Here is a 20855-nt window from a genome sequence, read left to right on the forward strand (position 1 = left end):
CCCCTACTCCCGCTGTGTCTGGCGGCCTGCTCGCCCGATGTGGAGATGACCCAAGCCGGCAGTCAGGCCGTTCCGCTCTATGAGCAATCACCGGATCGGACGGATCTGGACCGGCTGAGCTATCTGGGCGGGGTCGTGCTGAACCATCCGGATGACCGCTTCGGCGGTTTCTCGGCCCTTACGCTTTCGGCCGATGGTTCCCGCATCCTCGCCGTGTCCGACAGCGCCTATTGGGTAACTGCCAATATCGACTGGAGCGGGACCGACGGGAACCTCCATGTCGGCGGGTTCTCGATCGCCCCCATCCTTTCCCGCACCGGCGATCCGCTGGGCGGACGGGCCGCCGACAGCGAGGCCATCGCCGATCTGGGTGGCGGCGCCTACGCCGTCAGTTTCGAACGCGAACACCGGATCAATACCTATGCGCTGGGTGAGGACTGGAGCCAGCTGGACAGTGTAGGAGAAGCGTTTCCGGCGCCGCCGGGTGCGGCCGAATTCACCGATAATGGCGGCATGGAAGGGCTCACCACCCTGCCCGATGGCGCCCTGCTGGCGGGCATCGAGGATGGCAGTGACGGCGTCTATCCGCTCTGGCTGCGTCGGGACGGGGACTGGTCCCGGTCCGATCTGGCGGCCGAGCCGGATTATGGCCTGACCTCGCTGGATTATCATGACGGCCATGTCTACGCGCTTGAACGCTTCTGGCAGTCCGGCATCGGCAACCGGATCCGTATCCTGCGCTTTGCGGTCGACGCCCTGGAAGCCGGCACCCCCATCGAAGCGGAACTGCTCGGGACATTGGAGGCCGGCATGACAGTCGACAATTTCGAGGGCCTCGCCATCACCGAACGCGATGGCCGGACCGTCCTCCTGCTGATGTCCGACGATAATTACAGCGGCTCCCAGCGGACTTTGCTTCTGGCCTTCCAGCTCGACTAGGCCCGCCCCTATTCCCCATTGAGCGGCCTTCCCGCCCGCCTGGCGACGCAAGCGCGTCAGACCGCAATGCCCGGATGACAGGCGGGAAGGCGCGCCCGAACAGCTCCTTTCATGCGTTTGAAGTGATCGACAGGCTTGCCCGCGCCACGGCGAGATCGCCTGGCGGTTTGGGCAGTAGAGGGGTGCGAGGTGCCTTGCCGGTGCCTAGCTATGTAAATGTTTGTGGGTGGCGCCGGGGGCACCTCGCACACGGAGATTTACTCAGGTCCCTTACGGGTCCCGTCTCGAAACCGACAGGATCAAACGGTCGAGCTTTGTGCCGCCGTCCTGCCAATGGCCACGCCGGGTCAGGTGATGGTCAACTCCACCCAACCGGACGAGCTCCGTCCTCCCCACGCCCCCGGATAACCAATCCGGGCCTCAGGTGACGTGGGAACGGGGCGATTATCGGTCGGGACCGAGGGGGTGGGGATAAGTTTTCTGGATTTTTTCGCAGAGCGCATTTTCCCTCTCCCTTGGGAAAGGGCCAGGGTTAGGGGTAAATCCCGGTGAATGCAGGAGGAATCCCCCCTCATCCGCGCTACGCGCACCTTCTCCCAAGGGAGAAGGAAAGGGCGTGCGCAGCGGGGATAAAGCGTGCATCCAGGTCCTTCCCCTTGATGGGGAAGGTGGGCCGAGGCGCAGCCTCGGGTCGGATCGGGTGAGACGCGCCAGCGTCCCGGCACCAACCTCCCCTCACCCACTCCGTCTGGCCGCTACGCGCCCAGCCACCTCGCCTTGTCCGGGCGAGGACCTCGCGCCCTACTCACCGTGATGAAAGCTGTTCGGGCTCTCATAAACCACCTCGCCATCGACCACGGTCATCCAAGGTTCGACGGTGAGGATCTCCGCTTCAGGGATGATCATGATGTCAGCGGAGAAGACCGTGAAGTCGGCGCGCATGCCGACGGCAATCGTGCCGAGATCGTCCTCGCGGAAGGAGGCATAGGCCGGCCAGGCGGTAAAGAGTTTGAGCGCGTCCTCACGTGAGAGCGCCTCTTCCGCGTGCCAGTTTTCGCCCTGGAAACCGGACAGGTCTGCGCGGGCCACGGCGGCGTAGAATTCGATCCGCGGATCACCCTGTTCGACCGGCGCGTCCGAACCGCCGGTGAGATGGGCACCGGCATCGAGCAGGCTCTGCCAGGCATAGGCGCCGACCAGACGGTCATCACCCAGCCGGTCCGGTGCGAAATGCAAGTCGCCGATGGCGTGGCTGGGCTGGAAGGAGGCGATCACGCCCAGTTCGGCAAAGCGGGGAATATCGGCCGGATCGACGATCTGGCTGTGCTCGTCACGCCAGCGCGGATCAGCCAGCGCCCATTCTTCCTCCGGCACCTGGGCGCGCGCTTCCTCGACCCAGTCCAGGAGGTAGCGATTCCCCCGATCACCGATTGCGTGGACATTCATCTGGATGCCCTGACGCAGCGCGTCGGTGAAGAGGCCGATCGTCTCGTCGGCTTCCGCGATGGCGAGGCCGGAGGTTTCCGGACGGTCGGCATAGGGCTCCAGAAGGGCCGCCCCGCGCGAACCGAGCGCCCCGTCCATATAGAGCTTGACCGCGCGCGTGATGACACGCCCGCTGGCGACATCACGGTGCCCACCGGCCGCCAGCGGCGCATACCCTTCCGGCCCCACCGAAAGATAGCTGCGCAGGGGCAGCTCGCCACTGATCGCAAGGTCTTCAATGATCGGCACGATGGACCACGGCACCGACATGTCATGGGCCCCGGTCCAGCCCAGGCTGACCAGACGCTCCGCGCCCTCGGCATAGGTCTCGCGGACGACTTCCGGAGACGGCGCCTCGACCAGTGAGGACATCGCGCCCATGGCGGTGTCGACCAGGAGGCCGGTCGGCTCACCGGCCTCGTCAAACAGGATTTCCCCGCCCGATGGAGCGACGCTGTCGCGGGTTATGCCCACGGCGTCCAGAGCCGCACTGTTGGCGATCAGGGCATGCCCGTCGGCGCGGCGCAGGATGACAGGATTGTCCGGCGAGACCGGGTCCAGATCCTGACGGGTCGGGAAACGGCCTTCCGGCCAGTGCGTCTCGATCCAGCCACGACCGGCCAGTGTTTCGCCTGCGGGCGTTTCGGCAATCGCGGCTTCAACACGCGAGACCAGCTGCGCCACCGAGGTCACATCGTCCAGATTGAGCGTGCGCTCGCGCTGACCGACATTATAGACGTGGATATGGCTGTCGGTGAAACCCGGATACATCGCGCCGCCATTGAGATCGACAAGGCGGGTCTCCTCGCCAATCCAGGCCTGGGCGGCAGCGTCGTCACCGACGAAGGCAATCCGGTTGCCGCGCACGGCGACGGCCTGAACCATGGGCTGATCATCCACGGCGGTGTAGATCGGGCCGCCCCAGATCACGAGGTCCGCAATATTGCTGGCTGGCGCTTCGTCGCCGCCTTCATCGACCGCTTCAACCGGTTCGGTCTGGCCACACCCGGCCACGGCCAGAACGGCCAGCGAAATCATCCATGTCTTGGCACTCATGAGAAAGCCTCCCCGCTTGTCGCCGGGAGGCTATATCGCGTCGCCAGACACGACAACGCCCGCAGCAAGCCGCGGGCGTTGTAAATCCGTCAGACCGTCCGGTGCCTAGGCAGCCATGGCCTTCTTCAGGTCGCGCTTGATCTTCAGGGCCTTGTCCGAGAGCTTCTCGTCACGGGCCTTGAGGAGATAGACGTCCAGACCACCGACATGGTCAACCGAGCGCAGGGCCTTGGCCGCAACGCGCAGTTTGAAGCCACGACCGAGCTTTTCAGAAGCCAGGGTCACATCGCACAGGTTCGGCAGAAAACGGCGGCGGGACTTGTTCTGAGCGTGAGAAACATTGTTTCCCGTCAAAACGCCAGTTCCCGTCAGTTCGCAACGACGCGCCATAATCGCACCTTTCAAATATAAAAATCCGTGCGCACCGGTATTGCGACCAGTGCGAGAGCGGGCGAAATAAAGGAGGTATTGCGGGCCGTCAAGCTTGCCGCGTTCATCTTGCAGCCGGTTTGGATCAGTTATTGCAGTTGAACCACCATATGGGTTAGGGCCTTGGGGGCTCAGATCGGGAGAGTACCGCGTGAAAAAGACTTGGATTTACGGGGCGATGGCCATGGCAGCCCTGGCTGTCCCCGCGACCGCAGCGGCGGATGACGCCGCCGTCACAGATTCCGCAGCCACCATGCAGGGTGTCACAGTCCAGTATGCCGGCTCGGTCATGGTGTTCCAGGTCGCCAATATCGTCGTGTCCAGCCAGTTTGCCGACGAGACCTACCAGGCCTCGGCCCGTTTCACTGCCGCCGGACTGGCCGCCCTTTTCACCGATGCCGACATCGAGGCCGGTGTGAGCGGCTATCGCGAAGGCGAACAATTGCAGCCCTGGCGTTACAGCCATCTCAACCACGCCAGCTCGAAAAACCGGGTCGTCGCGATCGATTTCCCTGAAGGCGTCGCCACGCCTGACATCGAACCGCCCTTTGGCTCGATGGGCGAGCCACCGGCGACCGACGAGGAGCGTGCCGGCGCCGCTGATCCGCTGTCGACCCTTCTGGCAATGGGATTGGGCGCGGTTGAGCGCGGAACCTCCCATTGCGATGGCACCCTTCCGGTTTTTGATGGCCGCGCACGCTATAATCTGCGCTTCGAGGATGGCGGCACGGACCGTGTCCGCACCCGTGCCTGGACAGGCGATGCCGTGGTCTGTCACGCCTATTACGAGCCGGTATCTGGCTATGAGGCCGATGAATTCCCGACCGAGGACGACATCTCCCGTCCGATCACCTTCTGGATGGCCCCCGTGCATGGCGGCGACATCCATGTCCCTGTCCGGATTCGCACCAATGCCGGCTTTGGCGGTGTGACCATCGTCGCCCGCTCGATCGCCGAACACTGATCCCGGCGCGGCCCGCAAGGTCGCGCAGGATTGCCCGGACCGGGTCTTGTGTGTGAGGAGTAGCCACATGGCGCTTCACCGCAATGAGCCCGGCCAGGTCACGGCTGCCCTGGGCCCCACCAATACCGGCAAGACCCATCTCGCTGTCGAGCGCATGCTGGGTCGCGCCTCCGGCATGATCGGCCTGCCGCTGCGGCTGCTGGCCCGGGAGATCTATGACCGGGTAGTCAAGGCCAAGGGCGAAGCGGCGGTCGCCCTGATCACGGGCGAGGAGAAGATCGTCCCGCCCAATGCCCGCTATTTCATCTGCACGGTCGAATCCATGCCGGTGGAGAAACGGGTCGCCTTTGTCGCCGTCGACGAGATCCAGCTGGGGGCCGACACCGAGCGCGGCCATGTCTTCACCGACCGGCTGTTGCGGGCCCGCGGCACCGAGGAGACCATGCTGCTGGGTGCAGGCACCATGTATCGCATGGTACGCGAGCTCGTGCCCGAGGCCGAGATCACCTATCGCGAGCGCTTCTCGCAACTGACCTATGCCGGCCCCGCCAACCTCACCCGTCTGCCGCGCCGCTCGGCCGTCGTCGCCTTCTCGGCCGAGGCGGTCTATGCGATCGCGGAATTGCTGCGGCGTCGCCGCGGCGGGGCAGCGGTGGTGATGGGCGGCCTGTCACCGCGCACCCGCAATGCCCAGGTCGAGCTCTACCAGTCCGGCGAGGTCGATTTCCTGGTCGCCACCGACGCCATCGGCATGGGGCTGAACATGGATATTGACCATGTCGCCTTCGCCGAGAGCCGCAAGTTTGATGGCCGCCGACGTCGCCGCCTGACCGCCGCCGAGATGGCCCAGATCGCCGGCCGCGCCGGTCGCTTCCGCAATGACGGGACGTTCGGCGAGACCGCCGACTGCCGCCCTTTCGATCCCGATCTGGTCGAAGCCATTGAAAGCCACCGCTTCGCGCCGGTTGAAAAGCTGCAATGGCGCAATCCCGACCTCGACGAACGATCACTGGAAGCGCTCCAGTTCACCCTCGGAAAACCGTCGCGCGACCGCCTGCTGGAACGGGTCGCAGAGGCGTCTGACGAAAAGGCGCTGGGCGTGCTGGCGTCCGATCGCGAGATCCGCGACCGCGTCACCTCCCCCGCCGCCGTGCGCCGGCTGTGGGATGCCTGCCGCCTGCCCGACTTCCGCAAGGCGACGCTCGACGCCCATGCCCGGCTCATCAAGTCGATCTATCTGCACCTGACCGGGCCCGGCGGGCGCCTGCCTGATGACTGGATGGCCGGTCAGCTGGAACGCTTCAAGAAGACCTCCGGCGATGTCGACGCCCTGGCCGCACGGCTCGCCCATGTGCGCACCTGGGCCTATGCCGCCCACCGCGCCGACTGGACCCGCGACCCGGCCCATTGGCGCGGCGTCACCCGCGAAATCGAGGACCGCCTGTCCGACGCCCTGCACGAACGCCTGATGCAGCGCTTCGTTGACCGTCGCACCAGCGCCCTTGTGAAAGGGCTGCGCGATGAGAGAGATTTGCTGGCAGGGGTCGCCAGCAATGGCGAGGTTACGGTAGAAGGCCATTTCGTCGGCCGTCTGGTCGGCCTTACATTCAAACCGGATGCCCAGGGTCGCGAGCTCGCGGCCCGGACCCTGAAATCGGCAGCGCTCCGCGCGTTGCGCCCTGAAATAAACCGACGGCTGGGAGCGCTGGCGACAATCACCATGGACGATCTTACTTTCTCCGATGACGGCCAGATCAGCGTGGGCGGCGAAGCCGTCGCCCAGCTCATTGCCGGCCCGACGCCCCTCAAGCCCGCCATCAAGCTGATCGGCGGCGACCTTGGCGCCCCGGAAGCCCAGTCACGCGCCCGGGCCGGCCTGGAAGCCAGTCTGACAACCCATATCGAAACCCGGCTGGCACCGCTGTTCCGGCTGCGTGATGCCGGCCAGGCCGACGACATGCCCGGTCTCGCCCGCGGTCTCGCCTGGCGTCTGTACGAGGCAGGCGGCGCCCTGGCCCGCCTGACGGTCAGCGATGATGTCCGCAACCTGTCCCAGGTCGAACGACGCGCCCTGCGCGCCGCCGGCGTGCGCATCGGTGAGCACATGATCTATGTCCCCGAACTGGTCAAACCGGCACCGGCGCGCCTCAACGCATTGCTGCACGCGGTCGCGGCCGGTCGGACGGACCTGGCCTGGATGCCGGCCCCGGGTCTGACCTCGATCGCCAATGACCGCTCGCGCACCCGGGCCGACTATGCCGCCGTCGGCTTCCATCCCTGCGGTCCGCGCGCCGTCCGCTTCGACATGCTGGAACGCCTGGCCGACACGCTGCGCGAAGCCGGCAAGGACGAGGACAAGGGCTTTCCGCTGACCGCCGACATGACGGCGGTTCTTGGCTGCTCGGTGGAGGATTTGCGCGGCACATTGTCAGCGCTTGGCTATCGCCGCATCCAGCAGGGCCCGGACCCGGAAAAGGCTGAAGGCGAACGCTGGGACCGGCGTCGCAACAAACATCCCGGCGCGGGCCGTCAGGGCGGGTCGCAAAAAGATGGGCAGCACCAGGGCGGCCGAAAGCCGGTCGCCGCCGCGCCGGCTGCGGTTGACCTGTCCGACAGCCCGTTCGCGGCGCTGGCGGCACTGGCCCTGCCCGAAGCCCCCAAACGCAAGCCCCGCCCGCCCCGCAAACGTCGCAAGGCGGGCGCCAAGGCCGACGCCAAGCCGGAACAGGCCGCCGAAGCGACATCCCAGATGAAGGCCGATGCCCGGGCCGAGGCCGGCTCCACAGCCGCCCCGGAGGCCCCGGAGGCGCCGGCTGTCGAACCAGCAACGGACAAAGAAGCATGAAGGCTGGGCAGTGAGCGAAGCGGGAACCGGAATCCGGATAGATGTCTGGCTGTGGCAGGCGCGGCAGTTCAAGACCCGCAGCCTCGCGACCGCGATCGTCCAGAAAGGACGCCTGCGGATAACCAGCGGCGGTCTGACCCGCAAGATCAGCAAGCCGTCCACACTGGTGCGCGCAGGCGACACATTGACCCTGCCGCGCAATGGCGGGATCGTGCGGCTGGAGATCCTGGCGCTGGGCACGCGGCGCGGCCCGGCGAGTGAAGCGCAGGCGCTCTATCGCCTGATCGATGACGCCCAGGCCGCCACAAGACCGACTGCACAGACACGCACACCCGCCTGACCAATGGACGCGAGCCATGTTTGAAGCCATCCGCAATTTCTTCGCCTCGGCCGAAGCCGATCTGCGGCCCGAAACCGATCCGCATGTCGCCGCCTGCACATTGCTGGTGGAAGCCGCCCTGGCCGACGGCATCTATGCCGATTGCGAGCAGGACCAGATTCGCGACATCCTGACCGGCGCCTTCGGCCTGTCTGATGCGCGCGTTGCGCATGTCCTGGAGCAGGGCGAGGAGCTGGCCGAAAGCGCCGTCGACCACCACCGCTTCACCAAGGTTGTCAAAGCCTGCCTGTCCCGCCAGGAACGGATCGCCCTGGTCGAGCAATTATGGCTGGTGGCCCTGGCCGATGGCGAGAAGTCGCCCTTCGAGGACGCCTTCATCCGGCGTATCGGACCCTTGCTGGCGGTCGATGATCGGGACCGTATCTTTGCCCGCACACGTGCAGAAGCGCGACTGCGTACCCGTTGACAAAAACGCCCTCGCGGCCCATGTCCCGCCAGCAACCCTGCCTCTGCCCTTGTCCCAAACGAAGTCCCGGCCAACATGACCTATATTGTCACCGACGCATGCGTGCGCTGTAAGTATACGGACTGTGTGGAAGTCTGCCCCGTTGACTGTTTTTACGAGGGTGAGAACTTTCTCGTGATCCATCCGGACGAGTGCATTGATTGCGGCGTCTGCGAGCCGGAATGCCCGGTCGAGGCGATCAAGCCCGACACCGAGGACGACAAGGACGGCAAGTGGTTGGCGATCAACTCGAAATTCGCCGAGACCTGGCCCAATATCACGCTCCGCAAGGACGCCCCGGCCGACGCTGATGCGATGGCGGATGAAACCGGCAAATACGAGAAATATTTCTCCGAGAAACCGGGAAGCGGCGACTAGCCGTTTCGGGTTAACCAAGCGCTACCGTTTGGAAATAGCCGAATTTTATGCTATGTTGGACACATTGATGGGAGGCGCCTGTCGCGCCGCCCGCCTTTCTACACGGTGATTTGCGCGCAGAAAATTCGATCTCAGAGCCGGGTGGGTGCCGGAATTCCTTTGAGAGCGATCTGCGACTTTTTGTGTTTCCGTGGCAGCAAGGCCCAACGAGAGAGCATCCATGACGAAAAACGACAAGTCTTTCAAAAAGGGCGACTTTATTGTGTATCCCGCGCATGGCGTAGGCCGGGTGACGGGTGTTGAAAAAGACAGCGTTGCAGGCTTCGACATTGAAGTTTATGTCGTCACCTTCGAGCAGGACAAGATGACGCTGCGCGTACCGACAGCCAAGACCGAAGCATCCGGCATGCGGCCCCTCTCCAGCGACAAGATCGTCAAGGACGCGCTGAAGACCCTGAAGGGCAAGGCCAAGGTCAAGCGGACCATGTGGAGCCGCCGGGCCCAGGAATACGAAGCCAAGATCAATTCCGGTGACCTGATCCAGATCGCCGAAGTCGTTCGCGACCTGCACCGGGCCGAAGACCAGCCGGAACAGTCCTATTCCGAACGCCAGCTCTATGAGTCGGCACTGGACCGCATGGTCCGCGAACTGGCTGCCGTCGAGGAAATCGAGCACGAGGCTGCCCGCGAAATGCTGTCGACCTCCCTCGCCAAGAAAGTCGCCGCCTGATCCAGGTGACCAAATCGCGAGACTGACACGAAACGCCCGGCCGATTGGCCGGGCGTTTTCGTTTTGAGCGTGGCTTTCAACGCGTTCCGCACAATCTGGCCGTCATCCCCCGGTGGCCGCAAAGCGGACATCCGGGGGACCTCGACCACCCGGGAAGCCGCCCTCGCCTCACCATCCCCGCTTCTCGAATAAATGGGGACACGCACCATTTTTCGCGCACGGTGCGCGGGAGCCGTCCATAAATTCCTTGTCAGCCAGCGGGCCGTATCCGGTTTTCCAGCTCAAGGGTGAAACCGCGAAGCGGCCGCTGCGCGGCCCTTGACCTGGAAAACCGGATACGGCGACATCCCGGCAAGGGATGTATGGTTTAGTGGGCGCCGCGGCGCCAATCCTTCTTAGCGCCTCCGTCCACTTTTCCCGGACGCGCGTCAGCGCGATCCGGGACCGACGCGAGGCTCATCGCGGGCTGGACGGTTTCGTCGGCCCCGGGTCTGCGCCCGGGGAAAATGATGCGCCCGTGATCTGCCCGGCTTTCCCGCCATGTGATCCGAACATCCGGTACGGGCGTATTCCTCCTGAAACCAAGGAGGACCACCATGACGACCGCCAAGGCCGCCACTGCACGTTCTGCCCACCCGACTGCCGCCCGCGATGCCGGCGAACAGCGTTTTGTGAAATCGGCCATGGCCCGGGATCTGCTGTCCCGCGAGGACGAGGCCGATCTCGCCCGCCGCTGGAAAGATGATCGCGACGAAAAGGCACTCCACGAACTGACCGAAGCCCATATGCGTCTGGTCATCGCCGTGGCCGCCAAATTCAAGCGTTACGGCCTGCCGTTTTCCGATCTGATCCAGGAAGGCAATATCGGCCTGATGAAAGCGGCCGACCGTTTCGACCCCGAGCGCGATGTACGCTTCTCGACCTATGTGACCTGGTGGATCCGCTCCTGCATCCAGGACTATGTGCTGCGAAACTGGTCGATCGTGCGAACCGGAACAACATCCGCCCAGAAATCGCTCTTTTTCAACCTGCGCCGGATACGCGCGAATATCGGTGATCTCGACGGCAGCTCTATCACGCCCGACAATCGTCAGAAGATTGCCAAGGATTTGCGGGTACGCGAACGGGATGTCGAGAACATGGCACTTCGGTTGAGTGCGTCAGACCGCTCTCTCAATGCCCCGGTCGGCGACGCCGAGGATTCCCAGTGGCAGGACTTCCTGGTCGACGACACCGCGGCTCCGGAGACCGAAGTCATGAACCGGACCGATAGCGAACGCCGCAGTGCCTGGCTCGGACTGGCCCTTGATGGTCTCAACTCGCGGGAACAATTCATCATCCGGGAACGGCGATTGCGTGAAGACGGGTCTACCCTGGCAAGCCTCGGCGACAGCCTGGGCATTTCGAAGGAACGGGTCCGTCAAATTGAAAATGCCGCACTCGCCAAGTTGCGCGACCATCTGACCGCAAACGTCGGCGACCCTCATGAAGCCGGCTTGCTTCCCGATGCCTGATCCGGCGACCCATCCGGCCCGACTGGCCAAGTGACCACGACGCCTGCAGGCGGACAGGAATAACTCGCTGGTACTGGAAGAGGCGGCAATCCTGCCGCCTCTTCGCCAATCATTCGGTGCAGGCTCATCGCGCTCGCGCGGCACTGGCGTCTTCTCCCAGCAATTCCAGACGGGCCGGATGATCCAGGGCGATCATCGGGCCGTTTTCATCGGTCACCCATCCACGGACCCGGATGCGCTGGCCGGACAGCGCCGCTGGCGTCAGCCCCGCATCCAGGAAAGCCTGACTGTCCGCCGCGTCAATCCGGACGGTAAAGTCGGTCCGGTAGTCGCTGCCGAAATTGAGATAGATGCGTCCGGAATTGAGCTGGACGGCGTCCAGCACGCGGCCTTCGACAATTTGGGCCGAGCCGACATCTTGGGCCCGGGCATCAGGGTGAGGATCACGCACCTGATGCGCCGGGTCGGCCCACAGCCCCCGCCCGGCCTGACGCGCACCGGCTTCCACGGGAAGCAACAGGGCGGCCTGCGCCTGGTTGTCAGCATGGCTCATGACACGTGCCAACCCGGCATCGATCAGCCTATATTGCAGCCATGCAGCGTCCTGCGCGGGCTCCTCGCCCACATTCGCATCCGGCATGAGGACATGGGCCAGGGCCCGCTCATACCGGTCCCGGCGCAGGCCGGAATAGACCAGTTCAATCTCCCGCCCGACAACATGGTCCGCCAGCCAGGCCTGGGTCAGCTCCGGCACTGGCGTGTCTATCTCGGCGAGCCGGACCTCTATCGGGCCGGCCGCAGTCTCGACCACCAGCGTGAGTGCCCCGGAGGTCGACAGGATACGCCCGCGCTCGCCTTGTTCCCCACCGCGTGGCAACAGATTGCCAGCAGACCCGGCCTCGCCGGCCTGGCCGGATGGTGAGACATCCTGCGCTTGCGTGGATGACGGCGGATTTCCGCCAGAGGCCGCCTCGCCGCCGGATTGACCGGTCTGGACCGCTGCCGACGGTCCACAGGCTGCCAGACAAAGCAAAGACAGGACGAGCAATCTCATAACGGCCTCCTTGAAGAAACCCATAATGCACTTATAAGTTGCAAGATGCAATACGGCACCCTTACCTGTTCTGGAAAATTCCCCGGCGTTTACCATTCCGTTTACCATCTGTGGCTAATGCTGATGGCTGACATTTCAATCAGGGACACCCCTCCGATGAACGCCTACGCTTACACCGACGATGCTTCTGCCCATGAGGGCGCCACCACCGACGCCAATGCCATCGCTGAAGCCGTCGGCGAATCAGCTGCCCGCGCGTCACAGGGTGCCGAGGCCGCACAGGTCGCCCGTGACGCGATGAACCAGGTCGAGGAATCGAGCCAGGTGCTCGAGCGCCGGGTCGAAGCCCTCACCGACGCTTCCCAGCGCATCAACGCCATCCTTTCGACGATTGAAGCGATTGCCAGCCAGACCAATCTTCTGGCCCTGAACGCAACCATCGAGGCCGCCCGTGCCGGCGATGCCGGTCGCGGATTCGCGGTTGTTGCCGGTGAAGTGAAAGCGTTGGCCGGCCAGACCGCCAAGGCTACCGAAGACATTGCCTCGCGCATCTCGGCGCTCGACAATGAGGTCAAGGAAATCCTCGACGGTGTTCGCGGTTCCGGCCAGTCGGTGGCGCGCGGCAAGGAAGCCGTCGACCAGATGACCCAGGCGACCCAGGAAGTGGCCAGCCAGCTCAACACGCTGCGCGACCAGGTCCGCTAGACCCGGCCATACAGCCGAACAGCAAGGGCGGGCGCCGCAAGGCCCCGCCCTTTTGCTTGTGTGGGCGCCAGTGCAGCCTAGACTGCCGGCATGACCCATCTTGTCGACCTGTTCTGGTCCTTTCGCAGCCCCTATTCCTATCTCGCCCTGCCGCGCCTCATGGCGCTGGAAGCGGAGTGGGATATCACCATCCATGTCCGGCCGGTCCGGCCACTGGCCCTGCGCCAGCCGGACTTCTTCGAACGTGAAGACCCGATGTGGATGGGCTATTTACTCACCGATGTCCTGCGCCTGGCCGACTATCTCGGCATGCCGATCGGCCTGCCCTCGCCCGACCCGGTATTGATGCAGGCCGACCGCAAGCGCGCCGCGCCCGACCAGCCGCATATCCACCGCCTGACACGGATCGGACTGGCCGCAGCGGAGACCGGGGCCGGCCTCGCCGCCTTGCACGCCATGTCGTCGAAAATCTGGACCGGCGAGGACTGGACCGCGGATGGCGTTCTTGAGACCGCACTGACGGGCTGCGGCCTGGATGCGAGCGCCCTGATCTCGACCGCCGAAACCGACGCGGACCGCCTCGATGCCATCCTCATGGCCAATGAAGCCGCCCTCACGGCCGCCGGACACTGGGGTGTCCCGACCCTGGCCTACAAGGGCGAGCCCTTCTTCGGACAAGACAGAATCGACCTGCTTGTCTGGCGCCTGAAGCAAGACGGGGTTCAGCCTGCAGGCCCGTGACAGTGTAGGCCCGAGACAGGCACCACTTTCCCGCCGGGCCGTCAGGAGGATTGAGACCTCAGCATCGTCTCTTCCGGCACAGCCAGAAACTCGGCCAGCTCGGAAATCGGCAAGGGTCTGGACAGGTGATAACCTTGGATCCAGTCGCTGCCGAGGAGCTTCAGCGCGGCGAGATCCGTCTCTGTCTCGACCCCCTCAGCCACAACCTCCAAACCAAGATTGTGCGCCAGGTCGATGGTCGACTTTATCAGCATGCGGCCGCGCGCATTGGCATTCAGGTTGGACACGAACTGGCGGTCCAGCTTCAGCTCATCGCTGGGGATCATCTGCAGATAAGCCAATGAGGACTGGCCGGTACCATAATCATCGATGGAGATCCGGGCACCGGATTCACGCCACGCATTGAGGTGCTCGATCGCCTTCTCCGGATTGGTCATCACGGCTGTCTCGGTGATTTCGAGCGTGATCGGTCCGCTGGCACCGACAATCATGGAACGGGCTTTGCGCGCGAATTCCGGATCGCCGACCAGGGCGCCGGAGATATTGATGGCGACGGCAATCGGCTTGCCTTCGGCAAGCAGACGTTTCTGATCCTCGATGCTTTGCCGGATAACCCACTCGGTGAAGGGCCGGATATGCCCGGTTTCCTCGGCTTGTGGAATGAATTGATCCGGCGAAATGAAGCCTCGATCGGGATGGAACCAGCGGCTGAGCGCTTCCACGGATTCATACCGCCCGGTGCGAACTTTCAGCTTTGGCTGGTAATAGAGCGACATCTCACCCTTTTCCGTCGCCCGCATCATTTCGCTCATCAATGACAGGTTCGCAGCGGGATTGCCGTACATGTCCTTGTCGAACACGGCTTGGGTCAGATTGAGACGGCGCGCCTGATCAATCGCCAGATGGGCCTGACGAATGGCGGTCTCCGCATCCTCGCCCTGCGCCAGGCCACAGATGATGCCGACGTCTATATTGAGATCGTCAACCTGGACCGGCGTGTCGAACAATCCGGTCACATCGCGAGCCACGACACTTGCGTCGCGCGTATCTTCGGATGGCTGCAGGAGTCCGAACAGTCCGGGCAGGAGCCGGTACACTGTCACCGGATAATTTCCACCGGCAAGGCGCGCGGCGATGGCGGCCTCGAAGCGGGCATAGATGTGATAGCCAAGGGCACCGGACAAATGCTTGCGGCGCTTGATCTGAACCGCGATGACGGCCGGCGCCGCACCGGTTTTGGCAGTGATCTCAGCCAGGTCGCGGAGCATGGCGGCATGGGTGGGCAGTCCGGTACTGGCATCCGTGTAGAGGACTTCGGACAGGGCCTGTGCCTTGGCGCGCGCCACCCGGCTTCTCGCATACACGAAGCCGGCCAGGCACAGACACGCGGCTCCGATGCCGAAGGCGATCATCAGGTTCCGGCTCTGCCGGGCCCGGGCCAGGGCGAGCGCCTGCTCGAGGCCGGCCGATCGCAATTGCTGGATCTCGAGTTCCTGTTCGGTGAAATCGAACTGGGCGCCAACGAGAGCGCTGTTGGCGGACGTCGCGAAAGCCGCGCGCTCATCCGTCAGACGCTTGAACGCCCGCAAATGGGCATAGGCCGAAACCCAATCGCCGTGTTCCGCATAGATCTCGGCGGCACGGCCATGCAACTCCATATAGTTCTGGGATGTGGTTTCGACCTCGACATCATGGAAGGCAACACTGAGGAAGTTGACCGCGCGACGGGTTTCCCCGCGGCCGTAAGCGATCTGGGCCCGCACGCCCCAGAAGAAGCGAAGCCATTCGAACGTACCATCATCCTCGACCAGGGCGAAGGCCGCATCGATCGAGATTTCGGCGGCGTCATGATCGGCCTGCTCAAGCTGCATATTGGCAAGATTGTTGAGCACGCGGGCCTCGAGGATGGCGCTGCCCATCGACTGCGCGAGGGTCCGCGCCTGCTCGAACGAGGCCGCAGCCTCATCATAACGCCCGATCTGGGTCAGTGCGTTCGCGAGATTATTGTGGGCGGCAAGATCCAGAGACGGATCCTGAAAGCGCTCGAGTGCACTCCTGAAATACTCTACCGCCCGCTCGAACTGCTGGGCGTCAGAATAGATTGAGGCCATGGATTGGAGGGCAATCGACTCGCTGCGACGCTCGTCCAGATCGCGGTATATCTCGTAGGCACGCTGATAATGCTCCAGCGCCTCGCCATGTTCGCCCAGCACTTTCTCGATCCGCCCGAGCGAGGTGAAGATGTCAGCCAGCAGTTTTGTCTCGGCCGGTGCCGCGCCCAAACGGGCCAGCGCCTCAAGGGCGTGCGGATGGGCATCCTCGGCGCGCCCCATGCGGGTCAACGCTTCAGACTGCAGCCATTCGGCCGTTGCCAATGCTTCATCACGTTCATTATTTATGAGCTGACCGGCCAAGACTTCCGCACGCTCGGCCAGGGAAAGGGCGGCCGTCGGATCGGCCATCATCACGGAGCGCGCCGCATCAACTGCTTCCGAGAAAGTATGAACTCTTTCAGATCCTTGCGCGCGCACAGCGGACGGCACCAGAACCAGAACCAGGCTCAGGACGACCGCAACAACCGCCAATGGACTTGCAGGCAAACGCACAAACACTCTCCGAACGCGTCGCTTTGGACGGCGATGATGTCTGACTCTACCAGTCCCCGTTAAAGGAATGCCTAATTAAGGGCGCCACCCGCGAGGCGAGACCAATGAAAAGGGCCGCCGACTTTCGTCGACGGCCCTCTTTCAATGCGCTGCCGCGGGGATCAGAAACGCATTTCGAAACGCATACCGCTGGTCGCGGCCGAGAACTCCGAAACCTGCTCGTCGCCGGACAATTGCTGGCGACTGAAGACGCTCAGGCGGCGGTTCGATGACCCCAGCTCGGTTGCATAGATGACCTCGGCATAGACCGGGCGTCGGCCACCCAGCTCCCAGGTGTCGCTCTGGACACCCAGCTCACCGGTCTCGCGATCGGTGACCGCCATGCCGGTATAGCTCAGGGCTCCGCTTTCGATATGGAGCGGCTGCACCATGCTGAAGCGGACACCGTCATTGTTCGAGAACAGGGCCTCGTAACGGACCGAGACCTGTGCCGCCGTACTGTCGATACGCTCGGCTATGTCCAGCAGGCCACCATCAAAGGCGGTGGTCCGTGTCTGGGCCATGGTCATCGAGGCGCTCAGAGAGATGCGCGAGGATGGCCGGGCGTCGAGACCAACGGTCAGCGCGGTCGTGTCCGCACCGCCCTCGAGGGCCAGAATACTGCCACCCTGGGCACCAAGCAGACCGGTCGCCTCGTGCAGCTGGGTCAGTGAACCATTGATCGTGACCTGGTCACCCAGCGGATAGCTGAGGTCGAGATTGGCCGCGAAGGCCTGGTAAGGCGCAACACCGTCAAACAGGGCCTGTTCCTCACCAGTACCCGGCATCACATAGATCGCCTGTTCATGGGTCGTCGTGATACCGAAGGAGACCTGCAGATCGCCGTCCATATTGAACGTGCTGGCTGCATAGGCACCGCCGGATGCGAAGCCGAGAACCGGGTTCACCCCACCGCTTTCCGGACGATGGTCCGAGAAGAGATTGAAACCGGTCTGGCTGGACAAGGCCAAGGCACCCTCACCGACACCGAATTTCATGGACCGGCCGCTTTCCGTATCGGTCAGCTCGACACCGGCATGGAAGCCAAGATCACGGGCATAGCCGACATTGGACGGATCCAGGGTGGAGGCCGTAGCCGTCACCATCAGATTGCCGCGCTGGGACAGGATTTGCGACGCGCTGGAGACATCCGAGAAGTGTGAGCCCGTCAGCGAAGCGCTGGTCCGCTCGTAGATATATTGCTCGGCATAGGCATTGGCGACCGATTCCGAAAGGGAACTCCCGACTATCAGATCGTCCACCGCGATCGTGAAGTCGCGGAAGCTGTTGCCGACATCCTCAAACACCGTGACGTAATGCTTGTTGGAATGGCGCAGGGACAGGCGACCACCCGTGATGATCAATTCCGCCGCTTCGACCGGATCATTGCGTTTGTCCAGGCCATAGAGATTGGCCGGATCCAGCGGTGACATGGCACCGGCCACATCGAGCATGCCGTGGCCATAGACCGCGTCCACACCCGGCTCGCCGAGATCACGGGCCGACAACAACAGGACATCCGCCACTTCACTGCCATCGAGCCAAAACCACCAACCCTTGACCAGGGCCGCCGCACCGGACACCAGCGGCGCCGCAAAGGAGGTCCCCGACACACGGGTCACACCGCCTTCGCCATCATCGACGAGGATGAGCTCACCCGGTGCAACCAGGAAACGGTCCATCAGGCGGGCACCGGTCTCGCAAACGCCATTGGTCAGCAAGCAGGCTTCGCCCGGAGTATTGGAGAAGGACGAGATATTGCCGTTCGGGTCGACCGATCCAACGAGCAGCAGATTGTCGAGCACCGAGACACCGGTCCAGTCCAGATCAACCGTCTGCGTGACACCGTCATTACCGGCGGCGACCACGAAGGTCAGATCATCGGCATGGCGCGCCACCCGGTCCTGGCGGAAGACCTCGGCCCAGTCCTGGTGCAGGGTCCAGCCGGGGACGCCCAGCGACATGTTGATGACAGAGGTGCCGCCATTGGCCAGGGATTCCACCCCGGCGGCAACATCGTCCCAGCTGGCCGTATGGGATGCATCAAACGGATTGTAGAAACGCATCGCCGCATGCGGGGCGACCCCCATGACACCGACACCATCTACCGGCGCGCCGATCAGGCTGGCGACAGCATTGCCGTGATTGACGTTGAGATAATCGCGCTCTCCGCGCTGTCCGCGGAAGCTGCTGCCCTCGACCGTGTTGACGCTGAAATCGAGCACGCCGACCAGCGGCGAGCGGCCCCAGTCATAGCTGGCCGCCAGGGCCGGCGACCAATTGATGGCCGGCATCCAGTGATCGACATGATCGACGCCGGAAAAGCCCATCAGGCTGTCATAGAAGGTCAGGAAGAATTCCGACCGCTGGCCGGCACTGACCGAGGCCAGGCTGTCCGGGTTGTCCAGATCAATACCGAAGCGGGCCAGCAGGGCGGCAAGGAAGGCCTCGTCCATGCTCAGGCCGGTGCGCGCTTGGATGGCGCCGCCAAACACGCTTTCGGCGCGTGCAATGACTGACGCCATGTCATTGGCGATCATCGTGAAGTCGCCCCCGCCGGCCGCCGCCTCATTCCACGCTGTATTGAGATCACCCCAGACCGGGCCGACATCCCGCCAGAACGGGTTGATGTCGCTCCAGAAGGGATTGATGTCGTCGCCGAACGGATTGATGTCGCCCCAGAACGGATTGATGTCGTCACTGAAGAAGGGATTGATGTCCCCGCCAAAGGGATTGATGTCACCCCAGAAGGGATTGATGTCACCCCAGAAGGGCGAGATGTCGCCGTAGAATGGATTGATGTCGCCGCGGAACGGGTTGATGTCGCCGCGGAAGGGATTGATATCACCGAAAAACGGATTGATGTCTCCGCGATACGGGTGAAGGAAATTGTACCCGTCACCCGCGTTCTCGTCGGAATTTTGCGCGTATGCAGAAGTCATGGCCCCGGTCACGGACATGAGTGCAATCGCTGCAGCTCCGGATTTGAAATATTGACGCATGAGGAGCCTCCCAGCCCATTTACATGCGACCAATATCGCCCTCTTACATTTCGCCCTCTCTAACAAACGTTGTAAACAAACGCTTAATTGAGCCATTGGTTAAGAATGGGTTGCCGACAGACAGGACCGCGCAATGTCCGCAAGCCGTCGACAGACCGAAGTTCGCACTTGCGTCGGCAAATCAACTATTCCAGTTAGGCATTCTGGTCGGCCCCGTAGCTCAGCAGGATAGAGCAACGGATTCCTAATCCGTAGGTCGTGCGTTCGAATCGCGCCGGGGTCACCATATTTTGCTCTCGCGGCAAGCCACTTCGCGGACGCCTCCGACGTGCAGGCCTTCAGGGCCCGACGCGCGGTCGCGCTGGCGGACCCGGCGGGTCCGGGCGATCAGTACGGATTGCCTTGTTCTAGCCCAGCGTCGCCATGTCGATGACGAAGCGGTATTTCACGTCACTTTTCAGCATCCGCTCATAGGCCTGGTTGATATCGGCCATGGCGATCATCTCGATGTCGGAATGGATGCCGTGCTCGGCGCAAAAATCGAGCATTTCCTGGGTCTCGGCGATCCCGCCAATGGCCGAGCCGGCGATCGAGCGACGCTTGGACAACAAGCGGCCGACCGAAGGCGACGGGTGCGCCTCCTCGGGCACACCGACCAGCACCAGCGATCCATTGACCTTCAGGCAATCGAGGTAAGGGTTGAGATTGTGCGAGGCGGCGACCGTGTTGAGGATGAAATCGAGCGTGTTGCGCTGCGCCTTCATCTGGTCGCGATCCTTGGAGATCACCACTTCGGATGCACCGAGGCGCTTGGCATCCTCGACCTTGCCCGGAGACGTGGTGAACAGCACAACCTCGGCCCCCATGGCCCTGGCGAGTTTGACGGCCATATGTCCCAGCCCGCCCAGCCCGACCACGCCGACCCGCTGACCCGGCCCGACCTTCCAGTGCCGCAGTGGCGAGTAAGTGGTGATGCCGGCGCACAGGAGCGGCGCGGCGCCGGCGCGATCCAGCGTGTCGGGGATGCGCAGGACAAAGCTCTCCTTGACGGTGATCTTCTGGGAATAGCCGCCATAGGTATGGCCGCCATCCGGCAGGCGACCATTATAGGTCCCCGTCGCTCCGGTATCGCAATACTGCTCCAGCCCCTCATCGCAATGCCCGCAGGAGCCGCAACTGTCGACAAGGCACCCGACGCCAACGGTGTCGCCGGCCTTGAAGCGCGTCACCGAGGCCCCCACAGCTGCGACCGTGCCGATGATCTCGTGCCCGGGAATGCACGGGTAAGCCGTGTTCTTCCAGTCATTGCGCGCCTGGTGGAGATCGGAATGGCAGACCCCGCAATGGGTGATCTCGATCAGGACCTCGTCCAGGCCTGGCTCGCGCCGGTCAAAGGAAAACGGCGCCAGATCGGCGTCGGCAGACTGGGCGGCATAGCCGAGGGTTTGTGGCATGATTGGCTCCGTTTCGATGCTTCGGTATGGAAGTTTAGAGTGATCGCACCGGAATCCAAGGGGGCTTGC

General features: G+C 63.5%; 16 protein-coding genes and 1 tRNA gene. 11 read left to right on the forward strand and 6 right to left on the reverse strand.

The features are described from left to right. The first annotated feature begins 45 nt into the window (after positions 1-45). Positions 46-939, forward strand: coding sequence for an esterase-like activity of phytase family protein (locus MMAR10_RS11860; protein WP_041636966.1), 894 nt, complete (start codon positions 46-48; stop codon positions 937-939). A gap of 801 nt (positions 940-1740) precedes the next feature. On the opposite strand, the gene MMAR10_RS11865 is transcribed toward MMAR10_RS11860, so the two are convergent. Together MMAR10_RS11865 and rpmB are read right to left on the reverse strand one after the other, a co-directional pair. Continuing rightward, complete coding sequence (locus MMAR10_RS11865) at positions 1741-3480, reverse strand: amidohydrolase (protein WP_011644226.1); 1740 nt, start codon at positions 3478-3480, stop codon at positions 1741-1743. Positions 3481-3585: 105 nt separating this feature from the next. Continuing rightward, positions 3586-3870 carry a 50S ribosomal protein L28 gene (gene rpmB, locus MMAR10_RS11870; RefSeq protein WP_011644227.1) on the reverse strand — a complete coding sequence of 95 codons (285 nt, stop codon included), beginning with the start codon at positions 3868-3870 and terminating at the stop codon, positions 3586-3588. A 190-nt stretch (positions 3871-4060) separates the two neighbouring features. On the opposite strand from rpmB, the gene MMAR10_RS11875 reads away from it, so the two are divergent. The 7 genes from MMAR10_RS11875 (at position 4061) to MMAR10_RS11910 (ending at position 11185) form a co-directional block, all read left to right on the forward strand. Then, positions 4061-4873 carry a DUF3108 domain-containing protein gene (locus tag MMAR10_RS11875; RefSeq protein ID WP_150099772.1) on the forward strand — a complete coding sequence of 271 codons (813 nt, stop codon included), beginning with the start codon at positions 4061-4063 and terminating at the stop codon, positions 4871-4873. 67 nt (positions 4874-4940) lie between these two features. Beyond that, complete coding sequence (locus MMAR10_RS11880) at positions 4941-7718, forward strand: helicase-related protein (RefSeq protein ID WP_011644229.1); 2778 nt, start codon at positions 4941-4943, stop codon at positions 7716-7718. 10 nt (positions 7719-7728) lie between these two features. Beyond that, positions 7729-8058 carry an RNA-binding S4 domain-containing protein gene (locus MMAR10_RS11885; protein WP_011644230.1) on the forward strand — a complete coding sequence of 110 codons (330 nt, stop codon included), beginning with the start codon at positions 7729-7731 and terminating at the stop codon, positions 8056-8058. 16 nt (positions 8059-8074) lie between these two features. After that, positions 8075-8524 (forward strand): TerB family tellurite resistance protein, encoded by a 450-nt coding sequence (locus MMAR10_RS11890; RefSeq protein WP_011644231.1) that lies wholly within the window; start codon positions 8075-8077, stop codon positions 8522-8524. Between the two features lie 75 nt (positions 8525-8599). Beyond that, positions 8600-8941: a ferredoxin FdxA gene (gene fdxA, locus MMAR10_RS11895; RefSeq protein WP_011644232.1), complete on the forward strand. Its 342-nt coding sequence runs from the start codon at positions 8600-8602 to the stop codon at positions 8939-8941. Positions 8942-9161: 220 nt separating this feature from the next. Next, entirely contained in the window at positions 9162-9671 is a 510-nt protein-coding gene (locus MMAR10_RS11900) for a CarD family transcriptional regulator (RefSeq protein WP_011644233.1), read from the forward strand. A 596-nt stretch (positions 9672-10267) separates the two neighbouring features. After that, positions 10268-11185, forward strand: a complete 918-nt coding sequence (locus MMAR10_RS11910; protein ID WP_011644234.1) for an RNA polymerase factor sigma-32 — start codon at positions 10268-10270, stop codon at positions 11183-11185. Between the two features lie 124 nt (positions 11186-11309). On the opposite strand, the gene MMAR10_RS16385 is transcribed toward MMAR10_RS11910, so the two are convergent. Next, a complete protein-coding gene (locus tag MMAR10_RS16385) occupies positions 11310-12239 on the reverse strand; it encodes a thermonuclease family protein (protein ID WP_011644235.1) in 930 nt (309 codons plus the stop codon). Between the two features lie 156 nt (positions 12240-12395). Here MMAR10_RS16385 and MMAR10_RS11920 point away from each other — a divergent pair, with 156 nt between their 5' ends. Then, positions 12396-12944, forward strand: coding sequence for a methyl-accepting chemotaxis protein (locus MMAR10_RS11920; RefSeq protein WP_011644236.1), 549 nt, complete (start codon positions 12396-12398; stop codon positions 12942-12944). A 90-nt stretch (positions 12945-13034) separates the two neighbouring features. Beyond that, positions 13035-13685, forward strand: a complete 651-nt coding sequence (locus MMAR10_RS11925) for a 2-hydroxychromene-2-carboxylate isomerase (protein ID WP_011644237.1) — start codon at positions 13035-13037, stop codon at positions 13683-13685. Between the two features lie 41 nt (positions 13686-13726). Here MMAR10_RS11925 and MMAR10_RS11930 read toward each other — a convergent pair whose 3' ends face one another. Together MMAR10_RS11930 and MMAR10_RS11935 are read right to left on the reverse strand one after the other, a co-directional pair. Further along, the gene (locus MMAR10_RS11930; protein WP_150099773.1) at positions 13727-16291 is read right to left on the reverse strand and encodes an EAL domain-containing protein; all 2565 of its coding nucleotides are present in this window, start codon (positions 16289-16291) and stop codon (positions 13727-13729) included. A 161-nt stretch (positions 16292-16452) separates the two neighbouring features. Next, positions 16453-19332 carry a S8 family peptidase gene (locus MMAR10_RS11935; RefSeq protein ID WP_011644239.1) on the reverse strand — a complete coding sequence of 960 codons (2880 nt, stop codon included), beginning with the start codon at positions 19330-19332 and terminating at the stop codon, positions 16453-16455. 209 nt (positions 19333-19541) lie between these two features. On the opposite strand from MMAR10_RS11935, the gene MMAR10_RS11940 reads away from it, so the two are divergent. Next, positions 19542-19618: transfer RNA gene (locus MMAR10_RS11940), tRNA-Arg, on the forward strand. A gap of 121 nt (positions 19619-19739) precedes the next feature. Here the strand turns inward: MMAR10_RS11940 and MMAR10_RS11945 are convergent. Next, a complete protein-coding gene (locus MMAR10_RS11945; RefSeq protein WP_011644240.1) occupies positions 19740-20786 on the reverse strand; it encodes an NAD(P)-dependent alcohol dehydrogenase in 1047 nt (348 codons plus the stop codon). Positions 20787-20855: the final 69 nt, after the last annotated feature.

The organism is Maricaulis maris MCS10 (assembly GCF_000014745.1).
Classification (GTDB): Bacteria; Pseudomonadota; Alphaproteobacteria; order Caulobacterales; family Maricaulaceae; genus Maricaulis; species Maricaulis maris_A.

What these genes read in the sequence shown, in the direction of transcription:
- MMAR10_RS11860 (WP_041636966.1), top strand. Translation starts at nt 46, where the DNA reads ATGACCCAAGCCGGCAGTCAGGCCGTTCCGCTCTATGAGCAATCACCG.
- MMAR10_RS11920 (WP_011644236.1), top strand. Translation starts at nt 12,396, where the DNA reads ATGAACGCCTACGCTTACACCGACGATGCTTCTGCCCATGAGGGCGCC.
- MMAR10_RS11945 (WP_011644240.1), bottom strand. Translation starts at nt 20,786, where the DNA reads ATGCCACAAACCCTCGGCTATGCCGCCCAGTCTGCCGACGCCGATCTG.
- MMAR10_RS11925 (WP_011644237.1), top strand. Translation starts at nt 13,035, where the DNA reads ATGACCCATCTTGTCGACCTGTTCTGGTCCTTTCGCAGCCCCTATTCC.
- fdxA (WP_011644232.1), top strand. Translation starts at nt 8,600, where the DNA reads ATGACCTATATTGTCACCGACGCATGCGTGCGCTGTAAGTATACGGAC.
- MMAR10_RS11890 (WP_011644231.1), top strand. Translation starts at nt 8,075, where the DNA reads ATGTTTGAAGCCATCCGCAATTTCTTCGCCTCGGCCGAAGCCGATCTG.
- MMAR10_RS11865 (WP_011644226.1), bottom strand. Translation starts at nt 3,480, where the DNA reads ATGAGTGCCAAGACATGGATGATTTCGCTGGCCGTTCTGGCCGTGGCC.
- MMAR10_RS11900 (WP_011644233.1), top strand. Translation starts at nt 9,162, where the DNA reads ATGACGAAAAACGACAAGTCTTTCAAAAAGGGCGACTTTATTGTGTAT.
- MMAR10_RS11935 (WP_011644239.1), bottom strand. Translation starts at nt 19,332, where the DNA reads ATGCGTCAATATTTCAAATCCGGAGCTGCAGCGATTGCACTCATGTCC.
- MMAR10_RS11880 (WP_011644229.1), top strand. Translation starts at nt 4,941, where the DNA reads ATGGCGCTTCACCGCAATGAGCCCGGCCAGGTCACGGCTGCCCTGGGC.
- MMAR10_RS11910 (WP_011644234.1), top strand. Translation starts at nt 10,268, where the DNA reads ATGACGACCGCCAAGGCCGCCACTGCACGTTCTGCCCACCCGACTGCC.
- rpmB (WP_011644227.1), bottom strand. Translation starts at nt 3,870, where the DNA reads ATGGCGCGTCGTTGCGAACTGACGGGAACTGGCGTTTTGACGGGAAAC.
- MMAR10_RS16385 (WP_011644235.1), bottom strand. Translation starts at nt 12,239, where the DNA reads ATGAGATTGCTCGTCCTGTCTTTGCTTTGTCTGGCAGCCTGTGGACCG.